Raw genomic sequence first — 18320 nt, forward strand, 5'->3', positions numbered from 1 at the left:
TAGTCACATACTACTCTTATGGTGAATGACAGACAAAGGCCAGATTTATTGATAGAGAAAAGATTGCCAGTGCAAACCTTAAATGAGCAGGTTTATTATGAACATGGAGCAAATCCATTTAAGGGACTGCATCGCTGGTATTCACGCAAACCTTTATCTTTTAGTCGGGCTAGTGTGTTGGCATCTTTGCTACCTGCGGATGTAAGTATGGAGGAATTTGAGGATTTATTGGGTTTAAAACGGGGAGAAGAGGTGAAGCTCTACAAAACACCTCCCTCCCGGGAATTAATTAAGAAGGTGCAAGGTTATTGCGTGGAAGTGTGGGGAAATCCTACTCCGACGGTTTTAGATGCTTTTGCAGGAGGAGGTAGTATACCTTTTGAAGCGGTTAGATATGGATTGAATGTTTTGGCTTCTGATTTAAATTCGGTTGCGGTGGTGACGATGAAAGCAGCTATGGAATATCCGATAAAGTTTGGAGCAGATTTACAAGATGATATTGATAGGTGGGTAAAATGGGTGGGAGAGGAAGCAGAAAAAAGATTGGCTGAGTTTTTTCCGTCCTTACCAGAGGAAACAGTACAAAATTATTTATGGGCCCACACGGTTGTTTGTCCCCATTGTCAGTCTGTTATTCCTTTAAGTCCTAATTGGTGGTTGTATAAACGTCCAGAAAAGCAGAATTTACATAAATGGACTGCAGTAAAACCGATTGGTAATGGTGAGAATAAGCGGGTTGATTTTGAATTAATAAGGGGAAAAAAGGGGAAGGGGACGACGATTGCAACAGATCATGGGGAATATGATCCGGATACTACAACTACTATTGGAAGGGGGGTGGGTAAGTGTGTTAATTGTGGGAATATAATTGAGGATGATTTTATTAAAAGGCAAGCTCAAGGTGAAGGTTTAGGCTATCAATTATATGCGGTAGCTTATAAAAAGGGAAAGGGAAGTCTGGAGTTTAGAATACCAAATGATTTAGATATTATGGGGGTGAAAAAAGCTGAAAATTACATAGAACATGAAATTGAAGACTGGAAGATTAAAGGATTTTTTCCGGATGTAGAAGTGACAGATGGTCAAGAAACTCATAGGTTATTTGCCATGGGTATTAATGATTGGAGTAAGTTTTTTAATCCCAGGCAACTGGTGACGCTAGTAACATATTTAGAAATTATAAATGAAGCGAAAAATCTGATTCAATCTGAATATGAATGGGAGAAATCACAAGCTATATCAACTTATTTGGCTTTGGTTTTGGATAGATGTGTTGATAGGAATTGTAGATTATCTATCTGGCATACGGCTAGATCATCAATAGAAAGAGCATCTACACAACACGCTCTAAATTTAACATGGAACTATCCAGAAGCTAGTGGTGCTGGTGAGTTGTGGTTTTCATGTGCTGATGCTTTTGCCTCAGACTATAAAAGTCTTTGTTCATTATTAGGAGAAAATGTGGGAAAGACAGAAAAGTATGATATTCCCATAGATAAGAAATCAATTCAAATAGAGTCAGCATCAGCGGATAACTTAACACATATTGCTGATAAATCAGTACATGCAATAATTACCGACCCTCCTTATTATTCAACCATTCAATATGCGGAACTAGCAGACTTTTTCTATGTATGGCTAAAACGCAGTCTAGGAGATATATTCCCCGAACTTTTCTACTTGGAACTAACAGATAAAGAAAGAGAAGCTGTCGCTAATCCTTCCCGGTTTAGGAATATGGGAATATCCCCAGAAATCTTAGCGAATCAAGACTATGAGGCAAAAATGTCCATGGCTTTTGCTGAATACCACCGGGTTTTGCGTGATGATGGAGTGATGACTGTTCAATTCAATCATAAAGATTCTGGTGCTTGGGATATTTTAGCCAAGTCTCTGATGGATGCTGGTTTTGAAATTACAGCTTCCTGGGCGGTTAGTACAGAAAATCCTCAAAATCTCCACCAGGCTCAAAAAAATGCGGTTTCTAGCACCGTTCTATTAGTGTGTCGTAAACGTTATCCCCATGCTGAACAAGGTTGGTGGGATGATGTGCGTCTGGAATTACGTAATACTATCTTGAGTAAAGCTCCAGAAATTGAACGCTCCCTAACTGCAGATTCTAGACCTGCACCGGATAGGGTGGAAGACCCCCGTCAAAGAATTAAGCCTCCGGGTATTGATTTATGTTTGACAGCTTATGGTAGTGCTTTAAGTGTGTTTACCCGTTATAGTTCTATATTGGATAGTACAGGAATTAAAGTAGAGCCTAAAGCAGCTTTTGAAGAAGTGCGTCAAGCTATAGTATCATACCGATTAGAAAGGTTGTTGGCGGGGAAGGATTTTCATGGGGTGGATACTTTGACTCAATGGTATATTCTGGCTTGGGATACTTTTGAAGCGCGAGAATTTCCTTTTGATGAAGCTAGACAATTGGCTTTGGCTGTGGGGGGTTTTGATGTTTCTGATTTGGTGAAAAAATATAAGTTGTTGGATTCTGCTAGTGGTTTTTGTAAGCTGTTAACTCCAGAACAAAGGTTGAAGAAACGGGCTTTTTCTGTAGTAGATAGGGAGTTTTCTGGTGTGAATTTGGTAGATGGAATTCATGCTATAATTTGCATTTATCAAATAGAACAAAAAATAGAGTTTGTCAGAAGGTTCTTAAAAAATACAGAATTGGTAAGTAAGGATGCTTTTATGAAAACTTTTGAGTTGGTTTTGAAGGTGATTCCTCAGATAAAGGATGAAAGAAAACGAATTATAGAGGAGAAGGTGTTATTGGATTTATGGTTGGCTATGGATGAGATAAAGGCTAAGGTGTCTTATGAACAAATGGAGTTGCCATTTAATCTATCTGGAACAAATGATGAGCCAACTCAAATATCCCTGTTTTAGGTGTGATAAGTAGGGAGGGACAATTATTTGTAGGATGGGTTTCATACTTCAACTCAACCTAGGTTGTACGTTCATCTTATATTTAATTACACCCACCCTCTTAGAGGTTTTTAAAAACTGTTTTGGTCGCTGGTTGGAGCTATGGGTTATTTTTTGGGGGGAGATCTATTTATAAAAGGGGTTAGGATTTGTGAAAAGTCTACGGAATAAGTCTTGGAAAATCAGTTATTCTAGCAATGGTGACAATACAATTGCTGATTTCTATATTCCTGCTCTATCTGCTGCGGTTCAATATGATAGAAAGTCAGGTTTTTTTAGTAGTTACATACTGAGTAGGGTGGCTAGGGGTTTGGGAACAATGGTTGATAATGGGGGTAAAATGCGTCTGATTATGGGATGTGAGTTTACTCCACAAGATTTGGAAGCTATCCAAAAAGGATATTCCCTGCGTGACGCTTTATGGGAGCGTTTGGATGCTAGTTTTACTCCCCCAGAAAATTTCGCTCAGTTAAAACACCTGGAAATTCTCAGTTGGTTAATTGCTAATGAATGTCTAGATATAAAAATAGCTGTTCCTCTCAAACAAAATGGTTTACCTGATGTGGAACAGTTAGATTCTAAACATATCTTTCATGAGAAGGTGGGGATTTTTACTGATATTAATGGTGATAAATTGGTATTTAATGGGTCGAATAATGAATCTATTGGGGGATGGGAAAAAAATGTTGAGTCCTTTCATGTGTATTGTTCTTGGGAGGGGGGAAGAGAGTTAGATAGGGTAGAAGAAGAGGTTTCTCGTTTTGAGCAACTTTGGTTTGATATTTCCCCTAACGTGCGGATATTTGATATTCCTGATGCAGTGCGAGAGAAATTACTGCGTTATACACCTACTTGCCAACCTACTAGTAATAGTCACTTAGATTTTGATTCTGTTCCAGAGGATGACTTTTCACAGATGCTACACTACCAAAAAGATATGGTAGGTGTCAGTCAAGCACCCGTTGAACAAACTCCATTTATTACGGAAGAGGAAAAACAGTGTTTCAGGGAGTTAACAAATATAGACCAAAATGCAGGGTGTTTAGATTACTGTCTCAAATCTATACCTATTTCTCCCTGGCCACATCAAATTAAAATATTACGCCGGGTGGGAGAAACCTTTCCTACAAGTTATTTAATTGCGGATGAGGTGGGGTTGGGTAAAACTATTGAAACAGGGTTGATTATACGTTATCTATTGTTGACAAAGAAAATAGAACGTGTCCTAATTTTGAGTCCTGCTAGTGTACAGTCACAATGGCAAAAAGCATTGAGGGAGAATTTTAATCTACATTTTTGGAGTTACACCCAAAGTTCCTTAACTGTTGACAGTGAATTTTTAATGAGAAGGAGTGAGAGGGGTAAACAGGGGGTTTGTGGCAATCCTTGGAATGCTGAGAATTTAATTCTTGCTTCTTCTCATTTAGTGAGAAGAACTGACCGAATGGAGCAACTTTTGGCAGCGGATTGTTGGGATCTGGTGATTCTGGATGAAGCTCATCATGCTAGAAGAAAAAGTCCCCAAAATAGAAAGGAAACTCCTAATCTGCTTTTAAAATTGATGCAAAGGTTAAGAGAAAAGACTCAAGCCTTAATATTGCTGTCTGCTACTCCTATGCAAATTGATGTGATAGAGATTTTTGATTTACTGAATCTTTTAGGATTAGAGGGTCATTGGGGTTACAGTGATAATTTTTGTTATTATTTTGAAAGTCTAAATCAATGTTCTGCGCTGGGGATTAAACCAGAGTTAATAGATTTTTGGCAGCTCATGTGTGGGGACTATTTTCAAAAAGGGGGAAAACCTTGCCCTAATTTACAGCAATTACTTTTACAACAAGATAAACTGTTAGCTTATAGAGTTCAGGATACTTGGCACAAATCCCAGAAAATATTGAATTATAAAAAAATCCTGGGGGATGAGTCATTTTTGAATGGTTCTCGGCAATTTTTAACTACTAATACTCCTTTAAAGGATTTAATGTTTCGTCATACTCGTGAGACTTTAAGGCAATATTATAAGAGGGGTTTATTAAAACGGGATATACCTAAAAGAATCGTGCAAGATAATGCTATTGCCCTGGAACCATTCAGTGAAATTCCGCTGTATATAGCTGTTAGTGATTACGCTCGTCATTTTTATAAGTTAGCTCAAAAGGATAGGCGCAGTTGTCGAGGTTTTTTAATGACTCTATATCGTAAACGTTTAACCAGTTCATTTTATGCAGTGAGGGAGTCTTTACAACGGGGGTTAAATTGCCTGTTGGCAAAGCAGGGAAGTTTTATTACGGATGATGATTATGTGGATGTTGATGATGCTGGGGATGAGGTGATTTCTGGGATGGAGTCTTTGTTTGAGGATGTTGACCCCCAGGAAATTGATTATTTACAAAATTTGTTGCAACAGTTTGAAAATATGGGTAAGGATAGTAAACTCTCTTATTTTTTCCAAATTTTGCGTGACGAACTTTTAGAAAGGGAAAGTGTTCTGGTTTTTACCCAATATACAGATACTATGGACTATTTAAGAGATAATCTTAAACAATTATATGGTAGTCAAATAGCGTGTTTTTCAGGAAGGGGGGGAGAATTGTTAAAGGGGGGAGATTGGTCGGTGGTGTATAAAAATCAGATTGTCTCTCTTTTTCGGGAAGGTAAAATCAAAATTCTTTTGTGTACGGAGTCAGCTGCTGAAGGACTAAATTTACAAAATTGTGGTGTATTAATTAATTATGATATGCCTTGGAATCCTATGCGGGTTGAACAAAGAATTGGCAGAATTGATAGAATTGGACAAAGGTATGATACGGTTCGGATCCATAATCTTTATTATGATGGGACGGTGGAAGCTAAGGTTTATAAAAAACTTCGCGATCGCATTAATGCTTTTTCTAATGTGGTGGGTAATTTGCAACCAATTCTAGCTCAGACTCCTACGTTCATAGAGAAAGCTGCTATGAGTGCGGATCCCGAGGAGGAAGATGTGTTAATGTCGGAGTTGGATTCTACTTTAGATAGTCCTTTAGGGGTGGAGTTTGAAGCCATGGTAACTATGGATATAGAGAGTGATTTAGGAGTGATTAATCAACCCATTTTCCCCACCGGTATAACACCAGAGAAAATAGAGAATGTGGTGACTAGGTCGGAGTTTTTAAAAACAAAGGGGATAGATTTTGAAAAGATATGTGAAAAAATATGGTTGTTAAAACATGAGGGTGAAGAATATGAGGTCACCTTTTATCCAGAAATTTTTGGAGAAAATCCTTGCCTAAAATTACTGAATTTTGGGGAACCGCTTTTTACCCTTTTGTTATCTCAGAATGTAGGTTGGGTAGAGTAAGGAAACCCATCTTACAAATAATTGTGCTTCTCTACTTAGTCTAAATATGATTTAATTAAACATAAGTGGTAGGACAAAAAAATCTAATGTGTAATCTAAGAGGTTATCTATGTTAAGTACCATATTTAAAACCTGCGCTCCTCGGGAGGAAATTTTAGCAGGGGAACTGTCGTTAGATCTATTCGCTGCTAAGTTGGAATCGGTAGTAAAAGGTACAGCACCTAAAGTATATAATGACCCGAAAACCTTTTTTGAAAATACTTTTCCTACGGATGGCTTAAAAAATTTAATTACTGAAGTATTTGGTAGACTCAGTGGAACTATGGTAGGTTCACCTATCATTCGATTAGAGACTAGCTTTGGTGGTGGTAAAACCCATGATGAAATAGCTTTATGGCACATTGCTAAACATGGTAGAAAGATTCCCGGTATAGAAAGATTTACTGATAATATTGAAATTATACCAAGTTATGCGGTTAAGGCTGGGGCTATTGCCTGTCAAGACTTAGAACCTGCGGATGGGGTGTTTCATGGGGATACGGGAATTAGGACTTATACTCTGTGGGGAGAAATTGCTTACCAATTGGGGGGAGTAGAAGGTTATAGCTTGCTCAAGGGTGCGGATGAACTAAGAGTTAGTCCTGGAACGGATGTGTTGAGAAGAATTATTCAGGATGCTCCTACGGTGATTATTCTGGATGAAATAGCAATGTATTTGAGAAGGGCAAAAGCAATAACTGTAGGTGAGAGTGATTTGGCTAAACAGGTTGTAGCTTTTTTGTTTGCGATGATGGATTTAGCTGCTTCTACTAATAATATCGTGTTGGTATATACTCTGGCTTCCGCTAATGACAGTTTTGGAGAGGAAACGAGGGAGGTGAGGGAAGCTCTTTCTATTTCTGCTAGACAGGAAAGAATTATCAAACCTAGTACGGATGTGGAGATATATAATATAGTTAAGCAAAGAATGTTTAGTAGTATATGTTCTAATGCGGCAAGGGATGCTGGGAGGGAATATATGCAAGTTTATAAGAACAGTCGATTAGATCTACCTAGTGGATGTAAGGATAGTAGTTATGCTGAAAGTATTGAACAGAGCTATCCATTTCATCCTGAACTATTTAATCTACTGACTAAGAAGATAGCATCCATTCCTAATTTCCAGCGCACGAGGGGAGCATTACGGTTATTGGCTATAGTTATTCGCTATCTTTGGCAAGAATTGGAAGATTTAGCTGAGAATTCAGCTATAATGGGTGAAAATTCACCTTTTTGGATTCCTATGATCCATCCCCATCATATTCCCCTGGGTATGGAGGAAGAAATCACCAGTGATTTAACTTCTCGTTTGGATAGACCACTGATGCGAATACCTATCCAAGCAGATATTTACAATCCAGATGGTCGGGAAGCACATAGTCAAATACAGGATAAGGAATGGAGTGCAGCAGACAAACCACCTTTTACTAGCTGGGTTACCAGAACTATTTTTCTTAATTCTATCAACCAAGGGACTGCAGCAGGTATTCGGGTTTCGGAACTGAATTTATGTTTGCTCACACCTGGTATGGATATTGGTTTTGTAGAAACGGTTTTAGAGAGATTAGGAGAGGTTGCTTGGTATTTAGATTATGACCAATTTACATCTACTGCTAGGTTTAAAGAAGAACCATCACTCAATAAGGTGATTGCTCAAGAAAAGGAGCAAGTAACTACTACAGAAACGAAGGAACGTTTAAGAAGGGAACGGGATACAATTTTTGCAGATCATTGTTTTAAACTGGTTTCTGGTCCGGTGAATCCCAGTGATGTGGATGATGTGGCGGATTATATAGCTTTATGTGTAATAGATTTTGATGAAGCAACTATTTCTGATACTACCCAAGTTGCGCCCACTTTAGTGGAAAGAGTTTTTGAAAACACGGGAGAATCGGGAAAATTCCGGATTTATAAAAATCGATTATTGTTCCTGGTGGCTAATAAGCAGGAGTTAGAACGTAGTTTGGATAACATGAAGGAATATATTGCTATAGAAAATATAATGAGGTCTGCTGATAAGTTACAGGATTTATCCGAGGGTCAACGGAAAAAGCTCAAGGAAAGGGAAGGCAATTTTAAGTTAAATGTAAGGGTGTCAATTGGCAATACCTACCGTCACCTATTTTACCCTGAGAGCGATCGGGTGAAAGCACCAAAGGGATTAATGCACTATACTTTGCCTGCGCAGGATTCAGGTGATGCTAAAAAGAAGCAGCAGGAAGTGTTGCTGAAGAAATTAAGAGATTGTGGAAAGATTAGAATGGAGGATGCAGCTGCTTATGCACCTAGTTATATAGTACAAAAAGTGTGGCCAGCGGGGATTGATCATTGGAAAACTAAGGAAATGAAAGAAGCGTTTTTCAAGGATGTGAGTTTGAAGATGTTTTTAGACGGAGAAATAAGTAAGTTGAGGGAAACCATTCGCAATGGGATTTTGGATGGTTCCTGGGATATGAAAATTGGAGAGAAGGTGTTTATTAAAGCTGAAAACTTGAAAGTTCCTGATTCTATAGAGTTTTCGGAGGGAGTGGAGTTGTATCGTCCGGGGATTTTGGAACTGCCAAAACCAAGAGAGATTGAAATAAGTGCGCAGGTGATGTTTAGTAAGGATATGAAAAAACCTGTTCGAGTGGGGTGGAGAGCATCGGGAGGGTTGAAGGTACAAATGTATGAAAATGGAAAGATTATTGATAAGGAGTTTCGACCCCGGGATGAATATAGCACTGAGATTGGGGAAACCACAATTTTTAAAATAGTTGTGGATTATGGGAATGGGGAAATTTTGGAGAAGGAAACTACAGCGTTTATAGGGAGGGGTGGTAATGAAGGTGAGAGGTATGGTGATAGCACGAGAAAGACTACAGTTGGAGGATTTAGTGCAGCAGAATCAGGAAGTATTTTTGCGGTCAAACCATTAATATTTAGCTGTGCAGGAACGGTAAATAGTAGCTTTGTGAAACTGAGTGATTTTATTAAGGACAATAAACCAGCGGGAATTCAGGAAATAGAAATTTCTGTGACAGAACCCATGGACTATAGGAAGTTATTTACAGCTATTCCTCTAGTAGCCAAATTACCTCTGTATATCAACCATACAGCCACAATTAGCTTAGAGGAGCAGTTTTTGAGATTGGAGTACCAAGGACCAGAGAAAGGATTTAAAGTTTTTCAGGGAGTGCTTAATAGTTTTTTAAATAATCCCCAGGTGAAAGCAGATCTACTATTGAAATTGGAGTTTAAATTTTTGTCACCAATTATGGTAGAAGGGGGAGAAATAAGAGATCTTAAAAAAGCGCTGGAACGGAATCCAGTAGACAATTTGAACTTAGTTGCCAAAGTTACCTATTAAGAGTTTTCACATGCAGGAATTTCAGTTGCGAATAGTGCCCACGGATAATAATAACTTTGCTGTTGAGTTATATCAATGTGCCTATAAAAAAGCAGGAGAAAAGAAACGTCCTGCTGCTAAACGAATTGGCAGGTTAAAAAGTAGTATATTAGTACAGGTTCGGGAGATGGTTTATGATTGTTTGAAAGCGAATAACTACGATCCAAAGACTTTAACGCATAATAGACAAGCTCATTATGTATTAAACGAGGAAACGGGAGTGAACCTAGCTTTATTATTTCAGACTATACAACCGCTTTCAAAAGTAGAAAGAATAAGTAATATTGCTCAGGGAATACAAGCTATGAGTTATGAAGAATCTCATTATTGGTTTGCTAAAGTTAGTAATGGGAAACGTAGCCAAGCTTTAAGAGCTATTAGGGTTTTGTTGGGTGACTAGATTACAAGTAAATCGAGCGATTGCGCAGCACTCGCAACCTGGAGACAGGGAATTCATTCCCTGTCTCCTCCTACGGTTTGAATCCTTCCGTGGGTCCACCAAATGTTTTCCAAGCTGGTAAACCCCCGGAAATAATCCCTACATTCCTAAATCCAGCTGACTCCAAAATATTAGCTCCTTGGGTGGCGTGCATATCATTTTCACCGTAAACGTAAATTTGACGGTCTTGATGTATACTGGATTTAGCACGTTCGGCTAAATTTCCCAAAGGGATGGAAATCGCTCCGGTTATTCGATGATGATTATAGGTGGGGCGATCGCGCAGGTCAACAATTGTTAATGCGGGCTGTCCCCATCGCAAACGGGCTATCAATTCACTAGCTTCAGCAGTTAAATTACTCATAAGCTGGCTTTGCTTATAACTTTAAACGCAATCTATCAGAAATAATTTTCTAGTTCTGTTTTTTTTGCTATTAATTGAAATTCCTCTAATTGTCAGTTACACTATCTATGATTCAATCTTTGCCAACGGAAGTAGTTTATTTAATCACAGCGGGAGAAGTAATTGATAGTCTAAGTGCTGTCGTTAGGGAGTTGGTGGAGAATTCCCTGGATGCAGGTGCAACACGCATAGTTATTTCCCTGTATCCAGAACAATGGCGAGTACGCGTCACAGATAATGGTTTGGGAATGAGTCTGGAGGATTTAGAACAAGCTGCGATCGCCCATAGTACAAGCAAAATTCACCATGCTGCTGATTTATGGAAAATTAAAACTTTGGGGTTTCGTGGTCAAGCACTACATAGCTTAACTACCTTGGGGGAACTGGAAATTTTCAGTCGCTGTGCAGGAGAAAACCAAGGATGGCGGGTGGTTTACAATAAAAATGGCAATGTGACTAAAACGGAAGTAGTGGCGATCGCACCTGGTACTGTAGTAACGGTGGATAATTTGTTTGGTAACTATGCTGAACGTCGACAAGGATTACCAAATAAAAATCAGCAGTTAAAAAAAGTCCAAGCAACAATCCAGCAAATTGCTTTGTGTCATCCCCAGGTAACCTATCAGGTATGGCAAGATAAAACGGAATGGTTTACAATTTACCCAGCACCTGCTGTGGAAAGAATAATCCCGCAAATTCTCAATCAAGTTAAGCCAGGTGATCTAAAAGGAATAAATTTAACAATACCAGAATTAGACTCGACAATTAACTTAGTAGTGGGCTTACCCGATCGGTGTCATCGACACAAACCTGACTGGGTGAAAATAGCCATTAATGGTAGAATAGTCAAGTCACCAGAGCTAGAAGAGGCGGTTTTTGGAGCATTTTATAAAACCCTACCACGCGATCGCTATCCAGTTTGTTTTGTACATTTGACTATCCAACCGGATCAAATTAACTGGAATCGCAACCCTGCCAAAAACGAAATTTACCTGAACAAAATGACTTATTGGCAACAAAAAGTTACCGAGAGTATTGATCAAGCATTTAGCATTGCTAGTTCTACTATCAAAGAGTCGGTGCAGACAGGTAGGATAACCAATTTATTCAAATTGGCTGAAACCAAGGGTGATTATAATTTTTCCCATTCCAACCCAGAAGAGAACAAAGGATCAAATTTAATAGACTTAAAAGTAATTGGTCAAGCAAGTAACACCTATATTGTTGCCGAATATTCAGAAGGTATGTGGTTAATAGAGCAACATATAGCCCATGAAAGAGTGATATACGAAAGACTTTGTGATCAATGGCAAATTGTACCTGTAGAATCTCCCATTGTGCTTTATCAATTATCCACCGAACAGGTCAAACAACTAGAAAGAATTAATTTAGATATTGAATGTTTTGGAGAAAACCTGTGGGCAGTGCGCAGTGTACCAGAGATGTTAAAAAAGAGGGAAGACTGTGTAGAAGCATTGTTAGAATTGAGCCTGGGGGGAAACCTAGAAGCTGCCAAAGTTGCAGTTGCTTGTCGAACTGCGATTCGCAATGGTACACCTATGACCTTAGTAGAAATGGAACAATTGATATATGCTTGGCAACGCACTCGCAATCCCCGCACCTGTCCCCACGGTAGACCCATTTGTTTAACATTAGAGGAGTCAGCTTTAGCCAGGTTTTTCCGTCGTCATTGGGTGGTGGGTAAGAGTCATGGGATTTAAAGAAACCGGATTGAAGGGTGTTCTGATTTTTAAAAACTATAAATAAGGTTATAAATAAAATTATAAATAATTAATAATGGCAAATGATAAGTTTCCTGTCTATTGAAAATCTTCATAGAAAAAATTAGAATATGGCAGGCAAATAAACTTATCCATGAAAAAGATAGCACTTATGAATAACAATCAGTATTATCTTTATGTTAGTAAACATGAAAGTCCAATTCCATGGAATATATATGATGCTAAACCACCCATAGAATTTGCCCTAACTGGTTATTTTGGGCAAATATTTCAGAAGATAGAAGAAAGTTGTTTGCTCAGTGGTCTGATTTTTTATATCACCTGGAGTGAAATTGACGAACTACCATCATACGGAAGCAATGTTGTGGTTTTTGTTTTAGGAGATGAATGGTATCGTATACCCAACTATGCTCATAAAGTCAGAGCGGTATTTAAGTGTATAGGAACCCAGACTATTCTAGGGTGTAATCCTTTTTTAGAACCTTCTCGTTTGAACTTACTGACATTAATTCAGTTTTTAAGAATTCTATTTGTTGGCATACCCGGGTGGATAAATTATTGTTGGCATAAATGTAAACATCGGTTATTAGGTCAAGAAAAAATTCCGCCAATTTATGATGTTCCCCTAGGGTATAATAACTCAGAATATTTGCCGATTAAAAATATTCAAGAGCGAATTTATGACACCTATTTTTCTGGGAGTGTAATGCACAGAAAATACCCAATAACCTCAATCAAGTTTTGGTTAGGAACCCCTAAAATCCTATCTCGAGAATTGATGTTATCAACCCTGAAAAAGTTGCAAGATAACCATCCTGAACTGAAAATAGAATTATCCATGACAGGTGGTTACCACCAGAGAAGTATACAAGATGAACAGAGTTATAGTCAACTGATGATGGATACAAAAATCTGTGTTGTCCCTAGGGGAACATCCTGGGAAACAACCCGTTTATTTGAGGGTATGAAATATGGCTGTGTGTTGGTAACCGAAGCATTACCTGACCGCTGGTATTTAAAAGGAGTGCCAACAATTCAAATCAAAAATTGGCAACAATTACCCAAGGTCTTAAAAGAGCTATTAGATAATCAAGATTTGATGCAAGAAATGCACCATAAGTCATTAACTTTTTGGCAAGATAAATGCTGTGAAACTGTGGTAGCAGATTATATAATTGGTAAATTAACTCCCCAGGGGAACCTTAACTTTACTAAATTCTCAAAATATTAATAAATAACCAACAAAAGAATAAACTCCAATTCTGTGCTAGATTTAATATAACTGGAGCATTAGCTCAAATATAATGAAAATACACTTCTACAAGTGTGAAAACCCACGGTGCCAAAATAAAGGCGTTAAATTGCCTTAACGCTTCTGCGCTTCATTTCTTGGTCAATCAGGTGATCACAAAATCTGCCACTTCAAAATACATCACAAGATGTGATTACATGGGTAAACCGATTTGTATTTGGTGTGAGGAATAGTAGAAATGTCTAATAATTTTGTGTGGAAATCCATGGTAGTTAGTCCTGCGGTTTTAGGAGTAGCGCTGTTAGCATCTGGAACAGCGATCGCTTCTACCACAGAAGCTCCCCAATCTTCTTCAGAACTAGCTCAATTTACCCCTGTTTCTCAATTTTCCGATGTTCAACCTACAGACTGGGCGTTTCAAGCATTACAGTCCCTGGTAGAACGTTATGGTTGTGTTTCTGGTTATCCAAATGGTACCTTTCGTGGTAAAAGGGCATTAAGCCGTTATGAGTTTGCTGCAGCATTAAATTCCTGTTTAGGGAGAGTAAATGAATTAATCGCTACAGCAACAGCAGATATGGTGACTAAACAAGATTTAGTTACTATACAGCGATTGCAAGAGGAGTTCTCCGCTGAACTAGCAACTTTACGTAGTCGTGTAGATACTGTGGAAGAGCGTACTGCGCAGTTAGAAGCTAATCAATTCTCCACCACCACTAAATTAAAAGGTGAGGCAATTTTTGTCCTCACTGATTCTTCAGGAAATGATTCTGTTCCTGGAGAGACAGTTTTGCAAAATCGAGTCCGTTTGAACCTGCAAAGCAGTTTTACCGGTAAAGACGTGTTAGATACCCGTTTAACTGCGGGTAATGCCCAGGGATTTGGCAATACGGGGGAAACTAAACAAACCTTTGAAATTGGCAAAACTAATCCAGGTAATAACGTTGAACTGGATCAACTCACCTATCAAACACCTTTAGGTAGGGCGCGGATTTATCTAGCAGCTACAGGTGGTCAACATAGTGATTATGTAAGAGTTAATAATCCCTATTTTTCTGATAAAAATGATGATGGTAGTCTAAGTACATTTACGGCTGAAAACCCCATTTATCGGATTGGAGGTGGTTCGGGTGTTGCGGTAAATATACCTCTGGGTGAAGGTGGTAGTGGGGTTAAATCCAGCTCCGTGAGTATAGGATACTTAGCCTCGGGAAACAGAACCTCTGGCGCGGAAAACCCTGCTAGTGGAGGTGGTTTGTTTGATGGTAACTATGCAGCTCTGGGTCAGTTAAACTTCAACTTGAGTAATCGTTTAGCCTTGGCTGCTACTTACGTACATGGTTATCATGGGGTGGGTAGTACCCTATTCGACTCGGGACGGGATAATGGTGCAGTGGTGGGTACTCCTCAAGCCAATAGTTTGGGTCGCAGTGCCCTAACTGGTTCCCAAATTAGCGCTTCCTCCAGTAATTCCTACGGACTGTCCGCAGCTTTCCACCCCACTAATAAATTAGCCATTACTGGTTTTATTTCCTACCATGATATCACTGGCTTTGGGGTGAATGATGATTATGAAGCGTGGAGTTATGGCATGGGTGTAGCACTACCTGATATGGGTAAAAAAGGGAACGTTTTGGGAATTTTTGGCGGAGCCCAACCCTACTCCTTTAGTAATGATGGTGGTGTAGGAAATCGGAATATTCCCTACCAAATTGAAGGTTTCTATAGGTATCAGGTTTCTGACCACATCTCCGTTACTCCTGGTTTAGTTTGGCTACCTGCAATTGGTCAAAACGATAATCAACCAGATACTTTTATTGGTACGCTAAGAACAAAGTTTTCTTTCTAAATCATTTATTAGCATTAAGATTAGAACCCGTCCCCAGGCGGGTTTTTTTATGACCTTGACTTGTAAGATTTCCCCGATTCTCCATGGAACAAGTGGAGTACAATAAGAATAAGCAAGTGTAAAGTTCAGTAATTTTCTTGTTTTGTTCCTTTATTGTAAAAATTTCATCCCGTGGAACTATCCTGTAAATCTGAATACGCAATTCTGGCGTTATTAGAAATGGCCACCCATTACCAAAATGGTGAACCGATGCAAATTCGACAAATCGCTAACCAACAAAACATACCAGACCGGTATTTAGAACAGTTACTGGCTACTTTGAGACGCGGAGGTATTATTAAAAGCCAACGAGGGTCTAAAGGTGGTTATCTCTTGGCGCGAGAACCACGAAAAATCACTCTTCTTGATATTTTGGAATGTTTAGAAGGTTTAGATATCAAGATAGCAGAAGATAATACCAACCCGAAAACTGCCCCCAAAACTGCTGATAGTGGGATTATTGATGAGATTTGGAAAGAAGCTCGTCAAGCTGCCAATTTAGTCCTGGAAAAATACTCCCTGGAAGATCTTTGTGAAAAAAGAACCCTCAGAAGACAGTTAGATATCATGTACTATATTTGATTTAAAGGAAGGAAAATGATGCAGATTGCTAAAAACATTACGGAACTAATTGGTAGAACTCCTTTAGTGCAGTTAAACCATATTCCCCAAGCGGAAGGTTGTTATGCACAAATTGTGGTTAAGTTGGAAAGTATGAACCCCTCAGCATCCGTCAAGGATCGTATTGGTGTTAGTATGATCAATGATGCGGAAAAAGAAGGTTTAATTACCCCTGGTAAAACAGTATTGGTGGAGCCAACATCTGGTAATACGGGTATCGCCTTAGCTATGGCAGCTTCCGCAAGAGGATATAAGTTAATTTTAACAATGCCAGAAACCATGAGTGCGGAAAGGCGGGCAATGTTAAGGGCTTATGGCGCTCAGTTGGAACTCACACCAGGTATTGAAGGAATGAGTGGCGCTATTCGTAAGGCCCAAGAAATTGTGGAAAAAACCACACACTCATATATGTTGCAGCAATTCCGTAACCCCTCTAATCCTAAAATACACTGGGAAACAACAGCTCAAGAAATCTGGCAAGATACTGATGGTCAGGTTGATATGGTTATCTCCGGTGTGGGAACCGGAGGTACTATTACTGGTGTCGCTGAGTTCATTAAGTCAAAAAAACCCAGTTTCCAGGCGATCGCTGTGGAACCAGCAAATAGTCCAGTATTATCTGGTGGTAAACCTGGACCCCATAAAATTCAGGGAATTGGAGCTGGTTTTATTCCTCAAGTATTAAAGGTAGAATTAATTGATGAGGTAATTGCTGTAACTGATGAAGAGGCGATCGCCTTTAGTCGAAGGTTAGCTAGGGAGGAGGGTTTATTATCTGGAATTTCTAGTGGAGCTGCTTTATGTGCAGCAGTTCGTGTGGCCCAACGTCCGGAAAATCAGGGGCGTTTAATCGTCATGATTCAACCTAGTTTTGGGGAAAGATACCTAAGCACACCCCTATTCCAAGATTTGGAAATCAGTTAACCTATTGTTAGGGGAAGGGGGCACAAAATCAGAAAACCATAGCAAATACCCTAAGGAATCAAATTACCACCAGATCAAAAAAATCCGCCACCAGATCGCTCAATCATGCATGATTCGAATCATTATCAAACACTACAAATAAACAATAAGGCGACTGCTGCTGAAATAAAAAAAGCGTATCGCCGACTAGTCAAGATGTTCCACCCTGATAGTAATCAGGATACTGCTGACCACGAAGAGATTATTAAGATTAATGCAGCTTATGAAGTTTTAAGTGATGTTGAGCAGAGGGTAAAATATGATGAACAAATAGGGAACACATCACACCCACGCACTGGAAATAGGGAAAATCCACGCCAAACTAAAAAACCAGGGGGAAAAGAAGCAGACGAAAAGGTAGAAGAGTGGTTAAAGTTAGTTTATCAACCAATTAATCGTTGGCTTTGTAGTATAGTGTCTTCCCTAGAGCAGCAACTAGAAGATTTAGCAGCGGATCCCTTTGACGAACAATTAATAGATGAATTTCAAGCATATTTAGATACTTGTCGAGACAAGTTAAAAAAAGCCCAAACCGCCTTTCGTTCTTTACCTAATCCTCCCAGTTTAGCCACATCTGCTGCTCATCTTTATTATGCTCTAAATCAGGTTAGTGACGGATTAGAAGAATTGGCATATTTTCCCCTGAGTTATGATGATCGTTATTTGCATACTGGTAAGGAGATGTTTAGAATTGCTAAACATCTACTTGACTTCTCCCCAGGTTCAAACACCAGGGAGAAGTGAAAAATAAAGGCAAAAATTAAGTTCGTACCGCTTCTGGCCAAAGTTCTCGCAAGCAAGGGGGTAGTATTCTTACCACATCTTCAATTTCCCCACGGGAGATCCTTTGGGCAATAATTTTAAAAACAGCACGCACCAAAACTTCTGGGTCAATGTCAGCATTAACATTGCGGAAATAGTCACGAATGTGCTGGAGAAAAGCATCCTTAGTTCTATCCTTGGGTAATTTTGCACCAGGTCGCCAATTTTCATAATAAAATCCACCTAAAAGAATAGGTAATTGGGCCCCCAAATGAGCAGCTTCCTCCACTGTCAGGCGATCGCGCAGAGCATGTAAAGTAGCTCGTAAACCTTGAAAAACTTGGTGTTTATTTTCCCAACCCAACTCTTTTGCTAAATCATTAATCCAAGGAATTGTTTTGTGTAAAGTTGCATCAAAGGTATCTAATCCAGTTATAGTCATGATAATTGCTCCGATTTAACTGATGTTTACCAACTCACTTAGGATTGCGAATCCATGACTTGATCAACTCTAGTCCATGAACTGAAATTTTAAAGGGATTGATATTTTTC

General features: G+C 39.0%; 12 protein-coding genes. 10 read left to right on the forward strand and 2 right to left on the reverse strand.

The annotated features are described in order from the left end of the window. Positions 1-18: 18 nt before the first annotated feature. The 4 genes from IAR63_RS10635 (at position 19) to IAR63_RS10650 (ending at position 10098) form a co-directional block, all read left to right on the forward strand. Positions 19-2892, forward strand: a complete 2874-nt coding sequence (locus IAR63_RS10635; RefSeq protein ID WP_187705249.1) for a DUF1156 domain-containing protein — start codon at positions 19-21, stop codon at positions 2890-2892. Between the two features lie 190 nt (positions 2893-3082). Next, positions 3083-6271 (forward strand): helicase-related protein, encoded by a 3189-nt coding sequence (locus IAR63_RS10640; RefSeq protein WP_187705250.1) that lies wholly within the window; start codon positions 3083-3085, stop codon positions 6269-6271. Positions 6272-6380: 109 nt separating this feature from the next. After that, a complete protein-coding gene (locus IAR63_RS10645) occupies positions 6381-9659 on the forward strand; it encodes an ATP-binding protein (RefSeq protein ID WP_187705251.1) in 3279 nt (1092 codons plus the stop codon). A gap of 10 nt (positions 9660-9669) precedes the next feature. Then, positions 9670-10098, forward strand: a complete 429-nt coding sequence (locus IAR63_RS10650) for a DUF7680 family protein (RefSeq protein ID WP_057176928.1) — start codon at positions 9670-9672, stop codon at positions 10096-10098. Between the two features lie 70 nt (positions 10099-10168). On the opposite strand, the gene IAR63_RS10655 is transcribed toward IAR63_RS10650, so the two are convergent. Continuing rightward, a complete protein-coding gene (locus tag IAR63_RS10655) occupies positions 10169-10501 on the reverse strand; it encodes a rhodanese-like domain-containing protein (protein WP_006276160.1) in 333 nt (110 codons plus the stop codon). Positions 10502-10608: 107 nt separating this feature from the next. On the opposite strand from IAR63_RS10655, the gene mutL reads away from it, so the two are divergent. The 6 genes from mutL (at position 10609) to IAR63_RS10685 (ending at position 17750) form a co-directional block, all read left to right on the forward strand. After that, positions 10609-12261: a DNA mismatch repair endonuclease MutL gene (mutL, locus tag IAR63_RS10660; RefSeq protein WP_187705252.1), complete on the forward strand. Its 1653-nt coding sequence runs from the start codon at positions 10609-10611 to the stop codon at positions 12259-12261. Between the two features lie 154 nt (positions 12262-12415). Then, entirely contained in the window at positions 12416-13513 is a 1098-nt protein-coding gene (locus tag IAR63_RS10665; protein ID WP_187705253.1) for a glycosyltransferase family 1 protein, read from the forward strand. A 259-nt stretch (positions 13514-13772) separates the two neighbouring features. Continuing rightward, a complete protein-coding gene (locus IAR63_RS10670) occupies positions 13773-15383 on the forward strand; it encodes an iron uptake porin (protein ID WP_006276157.1) in 1611 nt (536 codons plus the stop codon). Between the two features lie 171 nt (positions 15384-15554). Next, on the forward strand, positions 15555-16004 hold the full coding sequence (locus IAR63_RS10675; protein ID WP_006276156.1) for an RrF2 family transcriptional regulator: 450 nt from the start codon (positions 15555-15557) through the stop codon (positions 16002-16004). A gap of 18 nt (positions 16005-16022) precedes the next feature. After that, positions 16023-16967, forward strand: coding sequence for a cysteine synthase A (gene cysK, locus IAR63_RS10680; RefSeq protein ID WP_057176932.1), 945 nt, complete (start codon positions 16023-16025; stop codon positions 16965-16967). 105 nt (positions 16968-17072) lie between these two features. Beyond that, entirely contained in the window at positions 17073-17750 is a 678-nt protein-coding gene (locus IAR63_RS10685) for a J domain-containing protein (RefSeq protein WP_057176933.1), read from the forward strand. Between the two features lie 16 nt (positions 17751-17766). Here the strand turns inward: IAR63_RS10685 and IAR63_RS10690 are convergent, their stop codons facing one another. Continuing rightward, complete coding sequence (locus tag IAR63_RS10690) at positions 17767-18210, reverse strand: DUF2267 domain-containing protein (protein WP_057176934.1); 444 nt, start codon at positions 18208-18210, stop codon at positions 17767-17769. Between the last annotated feature and the right edge of the window lie 110 nt (positions 18211-18320).

The sequence above is a fragment of the Cylindrospermopsis curvispora GIHE-G1 genome (genome assembly GCF_014489415.1).
Taxonomy (GTDB): Bacteria; Cyanobacteriota; Cyanobacteriia; order Cyanobacteriales; family Nostocaceae; genus Raphidiopsis; species Raphidiopsis curvispora_A.